At 55.2% G+C, this 17,203-nt stretch carries 13 protein-coding genes; 8 read left to right on the forward strand and 5 right to left on the reverse strand.

Going from position 1 to position 17,203, the window contains the following annotated elements:
• Positions 1-55 precede the first annotated feature (55 nt).
• The 4 genes from RN02_RS00855 to RN02_RS31930 all read left to right on the forward strand — a co-directional run bounded on the left by RN02_RS00855 (position 56) and on the right by RN02_RS31930 (position 4,076).
• Positions 56-856 (forward strand): hypothetical protein, encoded by an 801-nt coding sequence (locus tag RN02_RS00855; protein WP_038405152.1) that lies wholly within the window; start codon positions 56-58, stop codon positions 854-856.
• A 170-nt stretch (positions 857-1,026) separates the two neighbouring features.
• Positions 1,027-2,133 (forward strand): DNA polymerase III subunit beta, encoded by a 1,107-nt coding sequence (dnaN, locus tag RN02_RS00860; protein WP_043312592.1) that lies wholly within the window; start codon positions 1,027-1,029, stop codon positions 2,131-2,133.
• 24 nt (positions 2,134-2,157) lie between these two features.
• Complete coding sequence (locus RN02_RS00865; RefSeq protein WP_010792606.1) at positions 2,158-3,726, forward strand: sigma factor-like helix-turn-helix DNA-binding protein; 1,569 nt, start codon at positions 2,158-2,160, stop codon at positions 3,724-3,726.
• The gene (locus RN02_RS31930; protein WP_019437341.1) at positions 3,723-4,076 is read left to right on the forward strand and encodes a hypothetical protein; all 354 of its coding nucleotides are present in this window, start codon (positions 3,723-3,725) and stop codon (positions 4,074-4,076) included. The genes RN02_RS00865 and RN02_RS31930 overlap by 4 nt, the downstream gene beginning before the upstream one ends.
• Here RN02_RS31930 and RN02_RS00870 read toward each other — a convergent pair.
• Positions 4,043-4,504, reverse strand: coding sequence for a hypothetical protein (locus RN02_RS00870; RefSeq protein WP_021018435.1), 462 nt, complete (start codon positions 4,502-4,504; stop codon positions 4,043-4,045). The two genes, RN02_RS31930 and RN02_RS00870, sit on opposite strands and share 34 nt — an antisense overlap.
• A gap of 118 nt (positions 4,505-4,622) precedes the next feature.
• Between RN02_RS00870 and RN02_RS00875 the strand changes: the two genes are divergently transcribed.
• The 4 genes from RN02_RS00875 to recA all read left to right on the forward strand — a co-directional run bounded on the left by RN02_RS00875 (position 4,623) and on the right by recA (position 7,654).
• Positions 4,623-5,168, forward strand: coding sequence for a hypothetical protein (locus RN02_RS00875; RefSeq protein ID WP_043312597.1), 546 nt, complete (start codon positions 4,623-4,625; stop codon positions 5,166-5,168).
• An 83-nt stretch (positions 5,169-5,251) separates the two neighbouring features.
• Entirely contained in the window at positions 5,252-6,214 is a 963-nt protein-coding gene (locus RN02_RS00880; RefSeq protein WP_079278433.1) for a TraU family protein, read from the forward strand.
• Positions 6,215-6,276: 62 nt separating this feature from the next.
• The gene (locus RN02_RS31935; protein ID WP_021018432.1) at positions 6,277-6,579 is read left to right on the forward strand and encodes a hypothetical protein; all 303 of its coding nucleotides are present in this window, start codon (positions 6,277-6,279) and stop codon (positions 6,577-6,579) included.
• Positions 6,580-6,616: 37 nt separating this feature from the next.
• The gene (gene recA, locus RN02_RS00885) at positions 6,617-7,654 is read left to right on the forward strand and encodes a recombinase RecA (RefSeq protein WP_010792603.1); all 1,038 of its coding nucleotides are present in this window, start codon (positions 6,617-6,619) and stop codon (positions 7,652-7,654) included.
• A 45-nt stretch (positions 7,655-7,699) separates the two neighbouring features.
• Here recA and RN02_RS00890 read toward each other — a convergent pair whose 3' ends face one another.
• From RN02_RS00890 to RN02_RS00905, 4 genes are all read right to left on the reverse strand, one after another.
• Complete coding sequence (locus RN02_RS00890; protein WP_223198329.1) at positions 7,700-8,539, reverse strand: chemotaxis protein CheB; 840 nt, start codon at positions 8,537-8,539, stop codon at positions 7,700-7,702.
• An 89-nt stretch (positions 8,540-8,628) separates the two neighbouring features.
• The gene (locus tag RN02_RS00895) at positions 8,629-14,394 is read right to left on the reverse strand and encodes a response regulator (protein WP_010792601.1); all 5,766 of its coding nucleotides are present in this window, start codon (positions 14,392-14,394) and stop codon (positions 8,629-8,631) included.
• A 2-nt stretch (positions 14,395-14,396) separates the two neighbouring features.
• The gene (locus tag RN02_RS00900; RefSeq protein WP_019439029.1) at positions 14,397-15,188 is read right to left on the reverse strand and encodes a CheR family methyltransferase; all 792 of its coding nucleotides are present in this window, start codon (positions 15,186-15,188) and stop codon (positions 14,397-14,399) included.
• Positions 15,185-17,194, reverse strand: coding sequence for a methyl-accepting chemotaxis protein (locus tag RN02_RS00905; RefSeq protein ID WP_021018430.1), 2,010 nt, complete (start codon positions 17,192-17,194; stop codon positions 15,185-15,187). Before RN02_RS00905 ends, RN02_RS00900 begins: the two co-directional genes overlap by 4 nt.
• Positions 17,195-17,203: the final 9 nt, after the last annotated feature.

The raw sequence follows: 17,203 nt of genomic DNA on the forward strand, positions 1-17,203 counted from the left end.
CCTGATTTCGGCCCACCTACAGAAAGCTCCTGGCGGTACGATTCGTGATGACGCTATGTGGAGAGCCGCCGCTGCGGTTCGAATTGCAGGAGCTCAGTTCCCAGAGACTCTGAAATCGCTTCAGTCCTCAGTAGAGGCGTTTTCCTGCACTGCCAAAAGGTTCTACTGGGACGAAGCCTCCGCAGCAGTCCAAGAAGCTCAGCAGGGACGATTTCGGAATGCACTATCCGCCGCCCAACAGATCGATGGGAAGGACGCCCGTACCTATGCCCTTTCGCTGATCGTGCAGATCTCTTCCGAGGCCAAGGATGACAAAGCCCTTGGTAAAGCCCTGGATGTATTAAGCAAAGACGATGAGCGAGCTTACATGGATGCCTTGCTTCTTCGGCTGCAGGTGTTACTCGCTCAGGGAGATCTGGAGCGATCCTCGGCTCTCCAGAACCACCTTCTTGCTTTTTTCGCCAAAGACCCAGAGACAGGGGTTGAACCAGCTACAGAAATGGCAATCACCTATCTGTCGCAGGGGTTAAAGCTCGATGCTCGGGATTTCCTGGTCAGGGCCGCTGATGGGATTCCAGGGGTGAGGTCTGCGGACAACCTGAAGCTGTTCAATCTTGTCGGCCAGGTCATCGATGGGTACCGCCCCATACCCGATGACTTCTACCAGTTCAGCTCTGATTCGGCACGTTTGCGGGCTTATCTGGTGGTGGCGCGGTACTACCGAAACACCGGGAATCGGGCAATGGTCACTTCTATGCTGGCCGACGCATCTCGCTTCACCCAAAAGGCAAGTTTCAAAGCCAATCGCACCGAGGTCGCAAGCCGGTTAGCTGACTTCCTCCGCGATTCGCACTAGACCTTTTTCCCCAGGAATTGTGCATAACTCGGCGGATAACTCTCTGTATTCCAGTCCGTAGCTGGCCTCTACACGTATGGGCGTTTTTCAGCCAGAAAGGACATGCTGTACTGGTTCTGGCACAGCCGCGCATCGACGTAAATGGGAGCATCTTTCAGAAGGAGACTCCCATGAAGTTCACTGTCCAGGCTGCACCTTTAGCTGCCATTCTCAAACAGTGCGGTCGTGTCGCATCTAAGAAGGCCGGGGATATCAACGGCAATTTCCTGATCGATGTTCAGGATGGCCACCTCAATGTAACGGCGAACAATGGCCACCAGCAGATGAGCCTTCACCTGCAGGACCCAACCCTGATCGTTCGTGAAGCTGGCTCCGTCTGCATCTCGGCATCCAAATTCGAACAAATCGTTTCCTCTCTTCCCGTAGATCGTGATGTGACTGTATCCGTGGGCGAGGAGAAAGCCACTGTCACCTGTGGACGCTCACGATTCAGCATCGCCACCCTACCTGCGTCTTCTTTCCCCAAGGCTTTGCATTCCGATGGCCAGGTCCAAACGGCACTGACTATCGAGTCGCATGCCTTGAGGGACGGCATCCGTGGTATCGCATTTTGCGTTGCCCGGAACGATGTGCGTCAGTACCTGAACGGGATGCTGTTCGAGGCCTCGGAAGGGAAGCTGACGCTCGTGGGCACCGACGGACACAGAATGGGCATGGTAGAACTCCAGATCGAGAAAAGCTCATCCATGAAGTTCATTCTGCCTGTTGCATGCCTTGAGGACGTTGCCAGTTTTGCCAGCCACGGCTACGTCACCATCACCCACTCTGGCAATCTGGTCAGTTTTACCGCAGTCAATGGGACCATGACCTCCCGCCTTGTCGACGGGGCCTTCCCTAACTACTGCGCTCTCATTGAGCGTGCAGAGACTGGTCAACAGATCAACTTGAACCGTGATGCGATTACGAGCGCTGTTGCTCGTGTCAGTCTCCTCTCGGATGGTAAGTCCCAGGCAGTCCGCCTCAAGTTTTGCCAACAAACGGTCGAGGTCGTCTCTGTGTCGAATGATGCCCTTTCAGAAGCCGAAGACCTGCTGCCGTGTGACTTCGATGCGGCCCCTTTCGATGTTGGGTTCAACAGTCGCTACGCACAGGAAGCTTTCAAAGCTGTATCCAGCACCGACCTGCAACTTTTTTATTCCGGCCCTGCTTCTGGCACGCTCATTAAGGCCAAAGACTGCCCCCATCAGAAATTCGTACTCATGCCGGTTCGCCTGTAAGGCGGACCTCTGAAGGGGCAAGAAATGAGCCACACCGACCGCTCTAACCTGACTGAAGGCACCAACACTAAGCTCGATTGCCGCATAGTCAACCAGGAGGCCCGTAAGGGCTTCCTGTTGCCTAACTCACTCCCGGCCCTGCCTTCTTTGGAAGGCCCAAAGGCTTTGCTTTCTCTGAACCAGGAACAGTCCCTGGGCTACCGCATCATTCTTGGCCAACTCAGCCTGCTGAAAGCAATTTCGAGCGACACCAGCATTCTCCAAGGGCTGGTGACCGACATTTGGAACTCCATTGGCGAGAACGATAGCGTCGATAAGGCCGCCGCACTGATCTTCCAGGACGGAGCATGGGTTCGCGCGGGCTCAATTCCTGACAGTGAGTTTGCATCCATTCTTCGCAAGAAACTGAACACCATCCAGACCCTGATTGCGGAACTGAAAGCGTTCGCTCTTCCCGGCTTCGAGGACAATCTGTTCGTGGCAGCTGTCCGAGACGAAATCCAGAAGAAGGTTCTGGAGATCCTGCCCTACGACCTCATCCTCAACCGCGCGGCCGGAGAATTCCGAACCAAGTGCAAGGAGCTGTCCAGCCTCTGCAAAGGCCTGGTGAAGTACATCTCAGAGGAGGTTCGCCTTCCTCGTTCCAAGGTCGCAAGAATCATCAATGGGAAATGGACGTCACCCAAGCTGATGCCTGGTCTGATGCTCTCTGGGGGCTACGAGTTGAAACTATATCCTCAGAAAGAGTTGCGCCGGCTGCGCCAAGAGATCGTTGAAAAGCAGCGGGACATCCTTTCTGCGGCGTCGACTGCAGATATGCCGGCCGAGCAGCTGCTGGCCGCCTTGGAGGGATTCAACTCTGCCGAGCGGGTTGTTCACGAGACCGTAGGGTTCTTTGCCAATGCGAATATGCGCCTGGTTGACCAGATCGTCTCTGGGTATCGCTTTGCCACAGACCTCGAGCAAGTCCGTTCGGCAGCTCAACTTGGCCTCGTGAGAAGCATCTACCGGTACGCACCGGAGATGGGCTTCAAATTTTCGACACTGGGCATGACTTGGATTCGTCAAACGATCCTGCGTGACCTCACCCAACAGGAGCTGATCCGTTTGCCCGAAGGATCACATGGAGCCTTGAGCAAGCTTACAGCTGCTCTGAAGGAGCAACCGAATGCATCCAAAAAGCACCTGAGCAAGGTTTGTGGACTCTCGATGGATGACGTCGAGAATCTCCTCTACTTCGTGGGTGTAGGAAAGCCCATGTCTATTGACTCCACCTTCCAGGAGAGTGGCAGTTCAGAGGCGGAGGGGATGCACGATCTGCTCGCGGACTCGAACAACAGCTTTGTTGAGGAGGTGATGGAGGAGGATGCCGCCGGCTACATAACTGAGGTGCTCGGGGACGTTCTCAACCAGCGGGAACTGCAGGTAGTGGTTGCACGCTATGGTATTGGAGGAGCGGAAGCCCAGACTCTTGCGACCCTCTCCGAGATCATGGGTGTTTCGAAGGAGCGGGTACGTCAGATCGAATGTGAGGCGCTGAAAAAGCTGAGAGAAAGTGAGCACGCAGAATGCCTGCTGGAGATTTTGGAATGAGTAATTTGAGCCTGCCTCTGTACGGTGCTGAGATCGAGGCTTTTGGAGTTCTTGGCACCTTCATCGGCGCCGACTTGATGGATGATGGCGATGTCCACTTCACTCTGAAAATGCCGGAATCAAATGTGCGATTGGCCCACAGTTACGCGGTGGCCGAAGATCAGTTCTGCCTAGTCGTGGGAGCAAGTCTGATCCAGGTGTCGAAGACGAACTGCGTATGGCGCAGCTCACCAGGCTTTGATGTGACGGATGATGAAGGATTCATTGCGTTTCGAGTTGATCGGCATGTACGAGCGGCAGTAACGGTGATGAAATTTCAACGAGCCATCTCTCGTCTCAATAGGATCTGAGCTCGATCGCGTTGCCTTACCGATGCGGTATCCATCTCAAGGACGAGCTTGGCGTACTCGGCCACACCTTCGAAGTCACCGACAACCAGTAGCTGGTCTGCTAGCTGGAGGTTCATAGCTGCATCATCACAATCCACCTCGGGCCTGGTGACGAGTACGGGCTCTTCCACACGTACTTCCGCTTTCGCCAGTTCGATCACCCGTTCAGGCTCTGTAGGTGAAGTCTGAATCGGCGTAGCAGATACATGGGGAACCATGTTGATTTTCGGCTTTGCTGGAAGTGTTTCCTCCAGATGGTGGTTACTGCTATGCGCTTCTTCGCCAGCTGAAGCCTTCCCCGCGGCACTATTCAGTCGTCCGATCCATAGGGCGGCTATGGCACCGAGAAGAAGCACTGATCCGATGACGCCCAAAATCTGAGATTCCACGTTTCTATCCTCATTTTCCTTGTCCTAATAGTGTCTCGAGGGTGCCTCTTTTTCGGTCACGCTGGTGGCACACCTGAACATCTCCAAAATGCGCATCATCAGCCACAGGAGTAGTTCTATGCGTGACAACGACGATGCGTTTCAGACAATCGAGGCACCGGTAAACCTCAACGGAACGGTGAAGGTGCGTGTGCCCAGTCACTGCCACCCAGAAGAAGTGGAAAAGCTGGCGCTGGAGCAGTTCAAAGCTCGACTCAACCAGCCCGTGACTTTTGGTGAGTCTGGCTACTGCTCCTATGAATTCCGCGGAGAGGCATGGAGCACCAAAGGCCAGGCCCGGGTAGGGAGCCTTGAATTTGAGGTTCGCCATGACATGGCCTTGAACGTCTCTGGGGCCATGGTTGCTCTAGCACCTGCGGCAGGACAATTCGGGGCTGACAGGCTCCGAGCTCGACTCACAGCCTACGTATCCCGGGAAGCGGTCTACATCACGGGTCGTAAACCTGGTACCGACCTAGAGCATGTAATGGTGATGGTCGACATCCAGGACGGAGAACCGACGGTGAACGTGATGTCGCCAGACGGCGATGACCAGTTTGACGCTGACGGTAGCATGCCGATGGTCAGTGTGGGCTTCCCGGGTATGTGCTGGAACCTCAACTGAGGGGCACTCCCAACCCACTATTAGACCAAACCCTTGTTCTGTAGGTGAGTGAATTGGAAGTCTCCCGTCGACGCTTCGTGAAGATGTCGGCTGCAGCCAGCGCTGCAGCCGCCATTGGGTTTGGGGTGAAAACTCAGGAAGCAGCCGCGATGAGTGCCAGCATCGCCACTCTTCTTTTTATCGACCCCATCACCCTCGAGTACAAAATTTTCGGGCCATGCTGCCATTTCTGCCCAGACCATCTGATCGTCTCTCATTACCAGCCAGTAGCGTTGGTGGAAGTGATCAAAGGGGGTGGAGATACGGTACTCGGCCAACCCATTGGTGGCCCACTCAGTGTGGGCACGGACAACAACGATTACACATCGATGGCAGTCCGTATCTGGCAATTGCCGGACTGGGCGATCGACATCGCAATGGGCTATCAGTCGTGCAAGCTTTGTGGTGTTGATGCTGCTCGCACTACTAACTTTTCCCTGACCTCTAAATTCGACATGTGCGGTGCAGTGGCCAACCCTATCGTGTCAAAGGGCGTCAGTGCGTTCAATTCAGCCCTGCCGAACTGCTTCCCGAAGCTGCTCTACAGCACCGAGTTCGACCCGACTTGGAACACCGGATGTCGGGACATAGCAGCAGCAGAAGCCATTGCGGGAGTGATTTGCAATCCGCTCACTGGCTCATTCTCCATCCCTGGAATGGAGATCTGCATTGGACAATGGGGTGGTCTATATCCCCGGCAAATGGCTTCCCATAACGACAACGCGGCGATCGCTGCCGGAATTGCCGCATACCGAGCAATCCACCTCAGCGGCTTCACAATCGGCACCTTTCCCTTCAGCGCGGCCCTCTCTGTTGGGAAGCTGCAGCAAACTCAACCCTGGCCAACCGTCGGTTTCAAGGCCGGTAGCGCTCTCCTGGACACAGCCATGAGGCTATACCCCGTCTCCCTTGAGGAGCTGTATGCCTTCGTTTGGTGGACTCCTGTGGTCTGCTGCAAGGAGTACGAAGAGATCATGGGGGTTTGCTCCCCAACAATCTGCGGTTGAGCCGCTTCTGCCACATCCAGATATCCATAGATTGGTCTCAAGTGCCACATGAGGACCAATCTATGGACAGCTTCCAAATCACCACCTCTCCCCTTCTTCGCCAGTTCGCAACACGCCTCGACCCACGGACCATCCAGGTAACGACCAAGCTGGGCGTGGCAACGATTATTCGCGCTGATTTCGATCCAGTGTCCTTCCCAGCAGATGAAGATCTGCAGGAGGACTTTTTGCGCGATCTGATCAACCGGGCAAACCCTGGAGCTCTTGAGTTGCTCAATCAATCACTCGGCAAATGCCTTGGTGATCAAGCCAAGGCAATTCGACAAGTCTTGGGTTCTGGCACATCTGAAACCGGCCGAAATTGATCTCACGCATCCCGCGTCCACAGAACGGAGAAATTCCATGAATGAGCAACGGAACAAGGCCCTTCAGGCGGCACTGGGCCAGATCGAAAAACAATTCGGCAAGGGCGCTGTAATGCGCATGGGCGACCACGAGCGCCAGACCATTCCGGCAATCCCAACCGGCTCCATGGGGTTGGATATCGCCTTGGGCATCGGGGGCCTGCCGAAAGGTCGGATCGTAGAAATCTACGGCCCAGAATCCTCGGGCAAGACCACCCTGACCCTGTCGGTCATCGCCGAAGCCCAGCGGCAGGGCGCCACCTGCGCCTTCGTCGACGCCGAGCACGCGCTAGACCCGGATTACGCCGGCAAGCTGGGCGTCAACGTTGACGACCTGCTGGTCTCGCAGCCGGACACTGGCGAGCAGGCTCTGGAAATCACAGACATGCTGGTGCGCTCCAACGCGGTGGACGTGATCATCGTCGACTCCGTGGCGGCGCTGGTGCCCAAGGCCGAGATCGAAGGCGAGATGGGCGATGCCCACGTCGGCCTGCAGGCCCGCCTGATGTCCCAGGCGCTGCGCAAGATCACCGGCAACATCAAGAACGCCAACTGCCTGGTCATCTTCATCAACCAGATCCGCATGAAGATCGGCGTGATGTTTGGCAGCCCGGAAACCACCACCGGGGGTAACGCCCTGAAGTTCTACGCCTCTGTGCGCCTGGACATTCGTCGTACCGGATCGGTGAAAGATGGCGATGAGCAGATCGGGAACGAAACCCGGGTGAAGGTGGTGAAGAACAAAGTTTCTCCACCATTCCGCCAGGCTGAATTCCAAATCCTCTATGGGAAGGGTATCAACAAGCTCGGTGAGATTGTTGATCTTGGGGTAGCTGGTGGCTTGATCGAGAAGTCGGGGGCTTGGTACAGCTACGCAGGTCAGAAGATCGGCCAAGGCAAGGCGAATGCCTGCCAGTATCTGCAGGAGAATCCCGCGGTCAGCGATGAGATCGAGGCGAAGCTCCGCAGCCAGAAAATCACCGGTGTTGCGGTGATCACCGACTCTCCTGGTGATGACGATCAAGAGGTTGCATAAACCAACTGAAAAGGCCGCCAATTTGGGCGGCCTTCTGTTTTGTGATCAGTGATTCCCGATGCCGTACATCCGGTACATATGTCGGGCAAGCTCGGCCGGTTTACCCGAGAAGGATACAGCCCCAGTTTCCCTAGCAGCATCAGGCATCGAACGGGCCTGGCTGGACTCCGCATCCTGGGCCATAACGATCTTCGCCTTTCCTTTCAGATCACGAATTCCCGAGGCACCGTCATCCCCCATCCCGGTGAGGATGATCACTCCAAGCTTCCCTGCAATCGAACTGAACACAGACCGAATCACGCTGTTAATCGACGGGCTGTAGGTGTTTGGCTTGACCGGCCGGAGTTGGATCACCCCGCTTCGTACTTCAACTGTGGTGTCACGGGGGACAACGAAGATGGTACCGGCCTTAAGCTTGGCGCCATGCTCGGCCGCGACCACCTCCCACCGCGAGGTACATTCGCGTACCCGCTGGACATAGGTGTTGAATGCAGCTTCGGTGAGGTGCTGGACCAGGAAAATACTGACTGGCAACGTGGGTAACTCGCCAAGAAAATCACGGATAGCTTGAGGCCCGCCAGAGCTACAGCCGATCACCCAGGTGTCGTTCGCGTTTCGGGATTCAATCTCGGCTTTCCTCGCATCTAGGCTTTCTGCGAGGTCGGGGATGCTTCGCTTAAGCTCATCGACAAGCTTGTTGCACCAGGCCTGACGTTCTGCAGCGCTCATCGAATACAACTCACGTTCGTTGAGCACACAGACAGGCTCATCTCGTCCCAACATTTCGAGGACATCTTCTGAGTTGAGAATCGCCTCGTCGCTGAAGTCGACGATCAGTGCGTGAACGCCAGTCGCTGACAGGTCTCCATTCTCCACGTGGCTCATGTCATAGACCGTGAGTTCTCCGACAACTGGCGAGAGAACCTCTTGGATGAGAGCCACTTGGACGTTGCTAGTTGAAATGATACCGACTCTCATGCAGCGGACCCTTGCAATGCTTGTTCTGGGCGAACTTCTGCAATCGCGTTATCGAGCGCGATGCTGTCGCACGGCTTGTTCAGATAAACGTTTACGCCAGCTCGCAGGGCCTCGTCCTCGAGATTTGTGCGAGTGGTGAGCATGATGATTGGTACCTCATTGAATTCAGCCCGGGCTCGCAGTGCCTTTGTGAGTTCCAAGCCAGTCATTCGAGGCATTTCCATGTCCACCATGACGATTTCGGGGAGTCTCTCGAGAGGGAGCATGTCCATTGCGTCCTGACCGTCGCGGGCAGTAATGACCGTATACCCACGAGCCTCGAAGTGCTTCTGCAACAGCTTGCGATAACTCGTAGCGTCGTCAACGACGAGGCAGACCGGTTTTAGATCTCGTTTCACAGACTTGACACGGTTTTGCCGAACCTTGAAGCCGGTGTCTGTCCGCTTGAGGTTGAGCCTCACCAGCTCCATGACATCGATGACGAAGACCGGCGAACCGTCTTGCATCTCTGTCTCGCCAATGATCCCGCGCACTTTGGAAAGGATGCCGTCCAGCTTCCTGATGTGGATCTCGGGCATTGAATCAGTGCTGTCGACCTCAATACCAATAGCCATTTCGCCTTGTTGACACAGAATGACCAGGACCTCCTGGTCCAAATCGTGAGTGGAACGCATCTCAGGCATCGCAAGAAGGTCGGCCAGATGCACAACCTCGAAGGACTTTCCTTCGTGATGAAGTACCGCTTTCCCCTTCTCCAACCGCTGTTTTTCCAGATCGGCTCGGGAGCACTGGATGATCTGGTACATGGTGTAGCTGGGAATCGCAAACCATTGACTGCCCGTACGGCAGATGAGAGCTCGGTTCGAGCCGATAGTGAATGGCATTTCCAAAGTGAAGGTCGTACCCCAGCCTACCTTGCTCTCAATTACCAGCCGGCCGCCCATGCTTTCTACCGTCGTAGCGACAATGTCCATACCAACACCGCGGCCGGACAGCTGAGAGACTTTTGCTGCAGTAGAGAACCCATTGTGAGTGATGAGTCTCAGGAGATCCGATTCGGTCAGTTGATCATCCTGCCTGATGATGCCTTTCTCCAGTGCCTTAGCCTTGATCATCGCGGTATCGATGCCTTTGCCATCGTCCTTGACAGTGATGACGATGTTCTTAGCTCGTCGGCAGACGTTTACCTCCAAGCTGCCATGCGCGGATTTCCCTTGAGCAATCCGCTGTGCTTCAGGCTCGATACCATGGTCGAGAGCATTGTTGAGTAGGTGGACCAGTGGATCACGCACAGCATCGAGCATGACTTTGTCCACGATTACGTCGCCACCGGTGAAGACGGTGTCTACTTTCTTCCCTAGTTTTGAAGACTCACGCTCGATGAGATTGGTCAGGGCTGGACGAATGTTTTGGAACGGTACCAGGCGGCTATCGAGAAGATCTCGTTGCAGGCTGCTGATGAGCCCCGCCTGTTGACGGTAGGAGTCTTTGATCAGCTTGCCCTGTGCGAACATTTCCTCGACGTCTTGGATGGTCTGGGCCAGTTGAGCCCCCATGGTCACATTGAGAGCTGAAAGATCATTGAATCGCTCAAGCTGAAAATCACCTGCCGATTGATGGGCCAAGGCGGTTGGAACGGGTTGGTTTGTGTGAAGACGCAGGGCGCTGGTGAACTTCATGTGGTTCAACTGTTGCGCCTCGAGCTTCTCCCGAATGATGGTTACGATCATCATCAACTCGGCATGCAGCGCCTGTTGGCGATATCGGGCTGCGGTCAGCTCGCTGGACTGCTCGACTGCAGTGTCCAGTAGTCGCTGATCCACTTTGATTTTTTCCGAACCACCGCTTCGACGTTTGCTGCCGACACCGTGGATGGAGTCATGGGCTTTCGCCAGAATCTCGCGAATCACCGAGCTGCTGACAGGCTTGGTTGGGGCAGATTTAGAGGTTATGCCTTCGACCGAGTCGCGAAGAGTTCTGCTTTGCCGCTCTGGCTCATGGTGTACTTCCTGCTCTTGTGCAGTAACGGCAGAAATTGACGGTGGGACTTCAACGAGTTCGGGAATTGCTACAGGTGCCGGCACTGACTTGCCAGACTCTTCGGGGGTAGCTTCCGGGACGGCGGGCAAAGCTGGACTCTCGACCTCGACTGAGTCTTCCGGCTCCGAGGACACCACCAGACTGTCTTCCTGAGCGGGTTGAGCGTGAGCTGCCATACGGGCCGCGTGTCGTTTTGCACCACCTTTTCCTCGAGACCTGCGACGAGTCTTTTTGTGTCCTGACTCTTCCTCCGCCAAAGAGTTTTCCTCACCCTGAGGATGGACGATGCCTTGCTCGAACTCTTCAGTCTTAGGCGTTTCTTCTTCAAGCTCTGCGATAGATTGTGCTTCACAAGCTTCTAGGGTTTCGGCCCTGGCATCTTGGGTGGCCACCTTCTCTAGCTGGATATCTTGAAGGAGGACCTCGCCGGCTGTGCAGGGCTCTTGAGCAAGAAGGCCAAGATCCACTCGATTATGCTGGACTGCAGCTTCAACGCAACGGATCAGGGCCGAGGGAACTTCGTACCCGACAGCGCGACGCATCGCGCTAGTCATTTGATCCAATGCGACCAACACATACTCGACCAGCCTGGCGCAGTCATCTGATGCAGGAATGATGGACAGGGAAAGACTCTCGAAGAGGCTTTCCATGTAATGGGTAATCTCTCTGATCGAAGCTGCCTCTGCCATCGCTGCAGCGCCCTTCAGAGTATGCATCTGCCGCTTGATGGTGGTAACCAGGTCATGGTCATCCATCTGGCCCATCCAGCGGTCTACGTTCAGCTGAAGCTGAGGGAGAACTTCCTCGGCTTCTTCAATATAGAACTCAGCCATCTCCGGGTTGTATTCAATCGCCGGCGGGGCAGAAGGCTGCTGCGCATGCTTGGTGGTGGACTCTTGTACATCATCGCTTTCAGAGTTTCCCGGTTTAGCATGCGAAACTGGGTTCAAATTTTCCGGCTGATGACTTTCCTGCGGAGCATCCGGTTCCGGTTTAGCATGCGAAACTGGAGTGACCTGAGCGACCTCAACGTACTCAGCCTCTTCCGCTCCGCACCCCAATGCCTGGACAACCTCTAGCCAGGAGTGAAGTGCGGGAGTTTCAGTCTTCCAAGGGAAAGCTTGCTGGAAACGTTCAGCATCTGCCAGGAAATCCAGGAGGGCTTCTACATCACCCTGGAGCAGTTCGGCCTCATCACTTCTCAACTGGAACAGGCGAGTCTCTAGGGCTGCAAATGCACTTGCAAGCGGGAGGCAATCAGCACTGGACGAAATTCCATGAAGGGTATGAGCGACACGGCAAAACGCTTCGTTGACGTCTTTTCGCCCGCTTTTGAGATACGCACTCATTGCTGCGTATTGCTCGGTGAACTCCTGACGGAAGATATCGATCAGGACCGGATCGACGCCCTCGGGCATTTCCCGTTCTTGCTCATGGGCCAGTATCACTGCATCCGGCTCGGCAACGACTTGCTCGAGCTTGTTCTGGACTGCAGGCTGATGAGTTGCGTTAGTAGACGATGCCGGTATCTCTGGATGAGACGTGTATGCCAACTGCATTTCCGGATCAGCTTTAGCCATGAGTGCATCGGCCACATCTTTCACAAACAAGGAGACCTTGTTCCTGAGAGAGTATTCATCCATGCAGCGGAGGCACATCTCCACGCCGGAGCGCAGCAAGTCATGCTCCTCCGCATGGTCGAAATCCTCTTTGAGGGCTCGGTTTGTTACGCCTTTGCTGAAGGCAGCAACACCACTGGCGATCTTTCCGAACGACTCATGACCGTGCATACGGGCGGCCATGGAGAGGCGGTCTGCAGCCTTGTAGAGTTGCTCAATGGACGAACGACTACGCAGGTCGAGGCTCGTGAAGCTATCTTCGAAGACGCTCCTCAGCTCGAAAAGCTCGGTGAGGAACGGATCATCGTCTTCGCGTACCTCTTCCTGGGCTGCCTCAAATTTAATCAAAAGTTCGTTGGTGGTTACCGGAGCCACCTCCGTGAAATCTATCCCGAGTTCGCGGAGAGCTTCAGCTGCCTTCGTCAGGTTTTCGGGATCAGGTTCAAGTTTGGATTTGATGGCTTCGAGGTACATCTCAATCGCCACCAAGGCTTTCGCCAGCAGATCCAGCTCCGGGCTGTACGTGAGTTCCGCATTATCTAGGAGACCTACCATCCCAGAGCAGACTGCACCGAGCAAATCACCAACCTGTTCTGCTCCCGAAAACTTCAAGGCCGCAGCAGTATTGACGAGAGATGCAAGTCCGTCCTTCAGTTCATCCTGGCCAATGCCACTTTCTACGTGAACCGAAACGGAACGACGAGTCTTCACCACTTCGATCAAACATTCCGAGACGAGTGTGTCCAGAACGTCGGCACCGACACCCTCAATGTTCAGTGCCTTTGTCGCGTCATTTTCATTGATGAGATTGATGCGCTCGTCGAGGTAGAGGATGTAAGACTTCAGATCGTCTACCACCTCGGCAGCGATGGCAGAAATACCTTCCTTGCCAGCCACGAGTGCGATGGACTTATTGGCAACCCCTGCAAGCTCATCCTCGCCCACCATATAGAACACGTTCGCTACTGAACGCATCGCCGCGCTATATGCAGACAGCTGGACACTGAAGATGTCGTCAGAGCGTGCCCCCAGGGCCCGCCCCAGAGAGACCATGGCTGCATCCAGAAGAGGCTTCAGCTCCAGGACGACGTCAGCAATGGTTGTAGCCTCAGTAGATTCGAGCTTGCTCTGAAGCTTTGCCAACGAGTCGGTGTCGACTGACTTCCCGACATTGAACACCCTCAACGCGGCTTCGATGCTAGGCGTGCTTTTTGAACTTAGGCTCAGTACGTAGAGCAACGACTTGAAGCGATCGATACCCAGGACTTCCAGGGCGGCTTCTTCACCACCTAGACCGATTTTCTGAACCGCGACAGAGAGCATGCGGACCTGGGAGACGGTGTTACCGCCACTACGAAGGCCCCCGATGGCAAGTGCCTCGAGTAGACACTCACCAACCCACCAGAAATCGCCCACTTCCGGCTTATGAGAAACTTCCTGGAGTTCTCGGAGGACCTGGCGCATGTCCGCCAGCGCCCCTTTGTTCTGGGTCCCAATGTAGGAACTGAAGGCTGTCTGGAAGCGACGAGATGAGGTCGAGAAGACCTCCTGCTGCCGGGCATCGTCAACGTTATGAATCTTGCGGGGAGGATCAACAAACTCGAATGAGAGCATGCTAGGGGGGAGGCTGTCCTCGACAAGCAAGGGAACGCCCCTGACCTCACGGATTTCATTGATCTGCCTGGAGAGGATGCCAGGAGCATCAGGGGCTCCATCAATGACCATCTTGAGATAGTTTGGCAGCATGATCATGCCGGACATCATGGCGAGAATTGCGGGGGCCACCTTCTCCTCTTCGAGGAGTTTTTCTTGGACACTGGTGCAGACTACCCGCATTTCAACCGATAAAGCCGAGCCTCCGGGGCTATCGCAGACAGTCAGCGCAGAGTGAATCAACTCTACGTGTTCACTGACGTTGCGGAATGCATCGGCCATCGCCTTCTTCTGGTTGGCAAACCATTCAGCCTGTGCCCCTTGAGGAGGATTCTGTAGATCAGCATGTTTTTTGAAGTAGGTGTCGATAGACGCCTTGGCGATCTCGACGCTCTTGATGATCGGGGGCCGAATCCAGGAAAGATGTGCCGCGTGGACATTCTTGGGCATTGCTAAGCAACCCTTACAAAGAGATTGAGAAGGTGGTTAGGGAGTCGCTTCAACCCCAGCGGATTCCAGTTACCGTCCTCTGCGGGGCCGGTCAGTAAGTACCCCCCAATCGGCAACATGGCCGCCAGCTTCTGCAGTATTAGGTGCCGCGTTTCGACGCGGTAATAGATCAGCATGTTCTGGGTGATGATCACGTCAGGAGCGGTGAAGTTCACCGGACGCTCAGCAAGAATGTTGTGCTGCTCAAAGGTGACCATGTCTCGTATCCAGGCGTGAAACCGGACCTCATGCTGGCCTTGTGGTGCAGCGACATCGAGTCGTATCTCGGGGTGCCCGCGGTAGATCCCCTGCCGCGCTTTATCGATACATGGCTGGGACACATCGGTGCCATGCACATGAAATGCTGCATGTCCAGCGCGAAGCAATGTGCATGCGATGCTGTAGGGCTCTTCACCTGTTGAGCAACCGACTGACAAGACTCTGGGAGGTCTACGAATATCAGCACAGGCGTCACGGATAGCAGATAACGATGGGGGATATCGGAAAAACCGAGTTTCGTGATTGGTCGCCAGGTGCAGAATCTGGAATCTCTGCGCTTCCTCCAAACGCCCAGACACGAACAGCTTGAACAGGCTTTCGAGGGTCTCACCAGTTTCGCATGCGAAACTGGTAAGGGCCCTCGCAAAGGCAACACGCCGGTGCTCGTCAATTTCGATGGCAAAGCGCTCCTCGATGATCTTCATCCAAGAGTTGGCCATCCCCTCATCGAGAATCAGATCATCGACTGTATTCATGCGCGTTCGCGTTGCTTGCTGTAGAAGTCTTGAATGCCACTGTGCAGGTTCTGAGCTTGGCGATTCAGGTTGTTCATTGCAGATGCAGTCTGCTCGCTCGCAGCCGAGTTTTCGGAAGCGTAGTGACGAATAGAGCTCATCGTCTCGGATACCTCGGACGACTGAGAAATGAGGCTATTGGTCCGCTGATTGACGTCGTCAACACTCGTGGTGAGGCTCTCAGTAATGCTCTGAATGTCTTTCAGGGAAGCGAGCGCCGCATTGGAGCGGGTCAGCAGGCCCTGCATTTCGCTCAGTGATATGTCAACAGCGGTCTGGGTATCGCGAGCAGCTTCATTCATGTCCTTGAGCAGTTGCCCAATCTCGCTCACCACAGCTTTCGACTGGGTGCTGAGGTCCTGGACCGCTTCACCGCTCTTAGCCATCGCACGGGACAGCTCGGTATTGCCCTCGACTTGGTCCGATACCAGGTAGGCGTTGTAAGCAACCAGCTCGGACTTTGTCGCAACCTCTTTTACGAACTCACTGATCCTTTCCAGCATCTGGAACCGTTCGATCAGATGCTTGTTTCGATGCTGGATAGAGTTCAGGTGCTGGGTCTGGACCAAAATACCTTCGTGCACACCATTCACAGACTCACTGCCGGCGTGGACTTTGTTAGCCACGCTGTTGGCAACGCGCTGGGTATCACCCATGAGCTGCTGGATCAGATTGATGAAGGTATTCATGTCTGCGATCAGAGAGCTGATGTGCTCGATCGCCCGGAATTGCTCGTCACGATTGCGGTCAACATTGCGAGCTGTGGTGATGGTTTGTTCCGTCGCCGCAGCAAGCCCCATTACGGTCTGGCTGGTTTCGGTGAAAATCTCATGGAACCGCGCGAATACCTGGTTGAGCAGTTTCGCGATCTCTTTGGTGGAATCGCGATCATCTGTCAGGGTAAGGTCCAACTCTCCCCGCCCTACTCGCTCAATTTCAGTCAAAAGGAGACTCAGCTCCTTGGACCGTTCACGCTGACTACCCTCAATCGTGCTGCCGCGGGTTTCAACCGCCTGAGCCCGAGAAGCAGATACACGAGCCACCAAGAGGACACTCAGGATCGCGAGACCGATAGTTAGAGCACCCAGGACTGCCACGAGAGTTGGGTTGATGGCCCGTGCATCCGGCAAAGCCTTCACCGAAGCGATCAAGGTATCTGTCGAAGACGCGATCTTGTCCCGTGCCTGCCAGATTTCTTTAGCATGCGGAAGATTCTGGGCCGAGTTGGCGGAAAGGCCGCTTGCCTGGCTGATCAGGCTCTGAGCGGATTGAGCGCTTCGGTAGCTTTTGATCAACTCATCCATCATTGCCTTGTCACGAGGCAACGAATTCCCGAATGCGGTGAGCGCGCCTAAATACTTGCTAACCCCTGCCTCTGCGCCTTGCAGCCCGGTGGCATCGACCACTGTAGTAGCAGTGACTCCCGCTACGTCAGCTTCCAGCTCAGTGAGGGCCTGAGCCAGCTGGCTCTTCTGCTGGGAAGTAGCATTCAGCTTAGATAGCAGCGCTTCAGCCGAGCGGCCACTCTCAATCACTTTCACAACGGCCGTCTTCGCCTCCTTGGCGGATCGGCTGAAGGCTTCGGTCCCAGACTGTCCACTGATCAGTTTGGCGATCGAGGGGGCAATGCCATCCCAGGAAGCACTCAGGGACTCCAGGCTACGCAGTACCGATTCCGGTGCGCCGGGAATACCCTTGATTGGGTCTCCATTCCGAAGATGCATCAGGGCGCGCTCTACCTGACTTTCCGCCTCGACGAGCTGGCTTGCATATGCACCATCAGCCGCTGCTTTGTCTGCCAAGTAGATGGTTTGCATAGCGGCGGACTTCAGTTCGTAGGTTTCAGCCACATAGAAGGAATCAGCCCGAGTGTCTTTAAGGAAGCTGTATCCAGTCCATGCAGCCGCGCTGCCAGTTGCGATCAGCAGGACCGCGGTAAGGGGAACGAAGGAAAAATTGTTGCTCATGCGGTCCTG

It is taken from the genome of Pseudomonas sp. PI1, assembly GCF_000812405.1.
Classification (GTDB): domain Bacteria; phylum Pseudomonadota; class Gammaproteobacteria; order Pseudomonadales; family Pseudomonadaceae; genus Pseudomonas; species Pseudomonas citronellolis.

Coding starts and splice junctions, on each gene's coding strand:
- RN02_RS00855 (WP_038405152.1), top strand. CDS start 56: ATGTGGAGAGCCGCCGCTGCGGTTCGAATTGCAGGAGCTCAGTTCCCA.
- dnaN (WP_043312592.1), top strand. CDS start 1,027: ATGAAGTTCACTGTCCAGGCTGCACCTTTAGCTGCCATTCTCAAACAG.
- RN02_RS00865 (WP_010792606.1), top strand. CDS start 2,158: ATGAGCCACACCGACCGCTCTAACCTGACTGAAGGCACCAACACTAAG.
- RN02_RS31930 (WP_019437341.1), top strand. CDS start 3,723: ATGAGTAATTTGAGCCTGCCTCTGTACGGTGCTGAGATCGAGGCTTTT.
- RN02_RS00875 (WP_043312597.1), top strand. CDS start 4,623: ATGCGTGACAACGACGATGCGTTTCAGACAATCGAGGCACCGGTAAAC.
- RN02_RS00880 (WP_079278433.1), top strand. CDS start 5,252: ATGTCGGCTGCAGCCAGCGCTGCAGCCGCCATTGGGTTTGGGGTGAAA.
- RN02_RS31935 (WP_021018432.1), top strand. CDS start 6,277: ATGGACAGCTTCCAAATCACCACCTCTCCCCTTCTTCGCCAGTTCGCA.
- recA (WP_010792603.1), top strand. CDS start 6,617: ATGAATGAGCAACGGAACAAGGCCCTTCAGGCGGCACTGGGCCAGATC.
- RN02_RS00890 (WP_223198329.1), bottom strand. CDS start 8,539: ATGAGCCACGTGGAGAATGGAGACCTGTCAGCGACTGGCGTTCACGCA.
- RN02_RS00895 (WP_010792601.1), bottom strand. CDS start 14,394: ATGCCCAAGAATGTCCACGCGGCACATCTTTCCTGGATTCGGCCCCCG.
- RN02_RS00900 (WP_019439029.1), bottom strand. CDS start 15,188: ATGAATACAGTCGATGATCTGATTCTCGATGAGGGGATGGCCAACTCT.
- RN02_RS00905 (WP_021018430.1), bottom strand. CDS start 17,194: ATGAGCAACAATTTTTCCTTCGTTCCCCTTACCGCGGTCCTGCTGATC.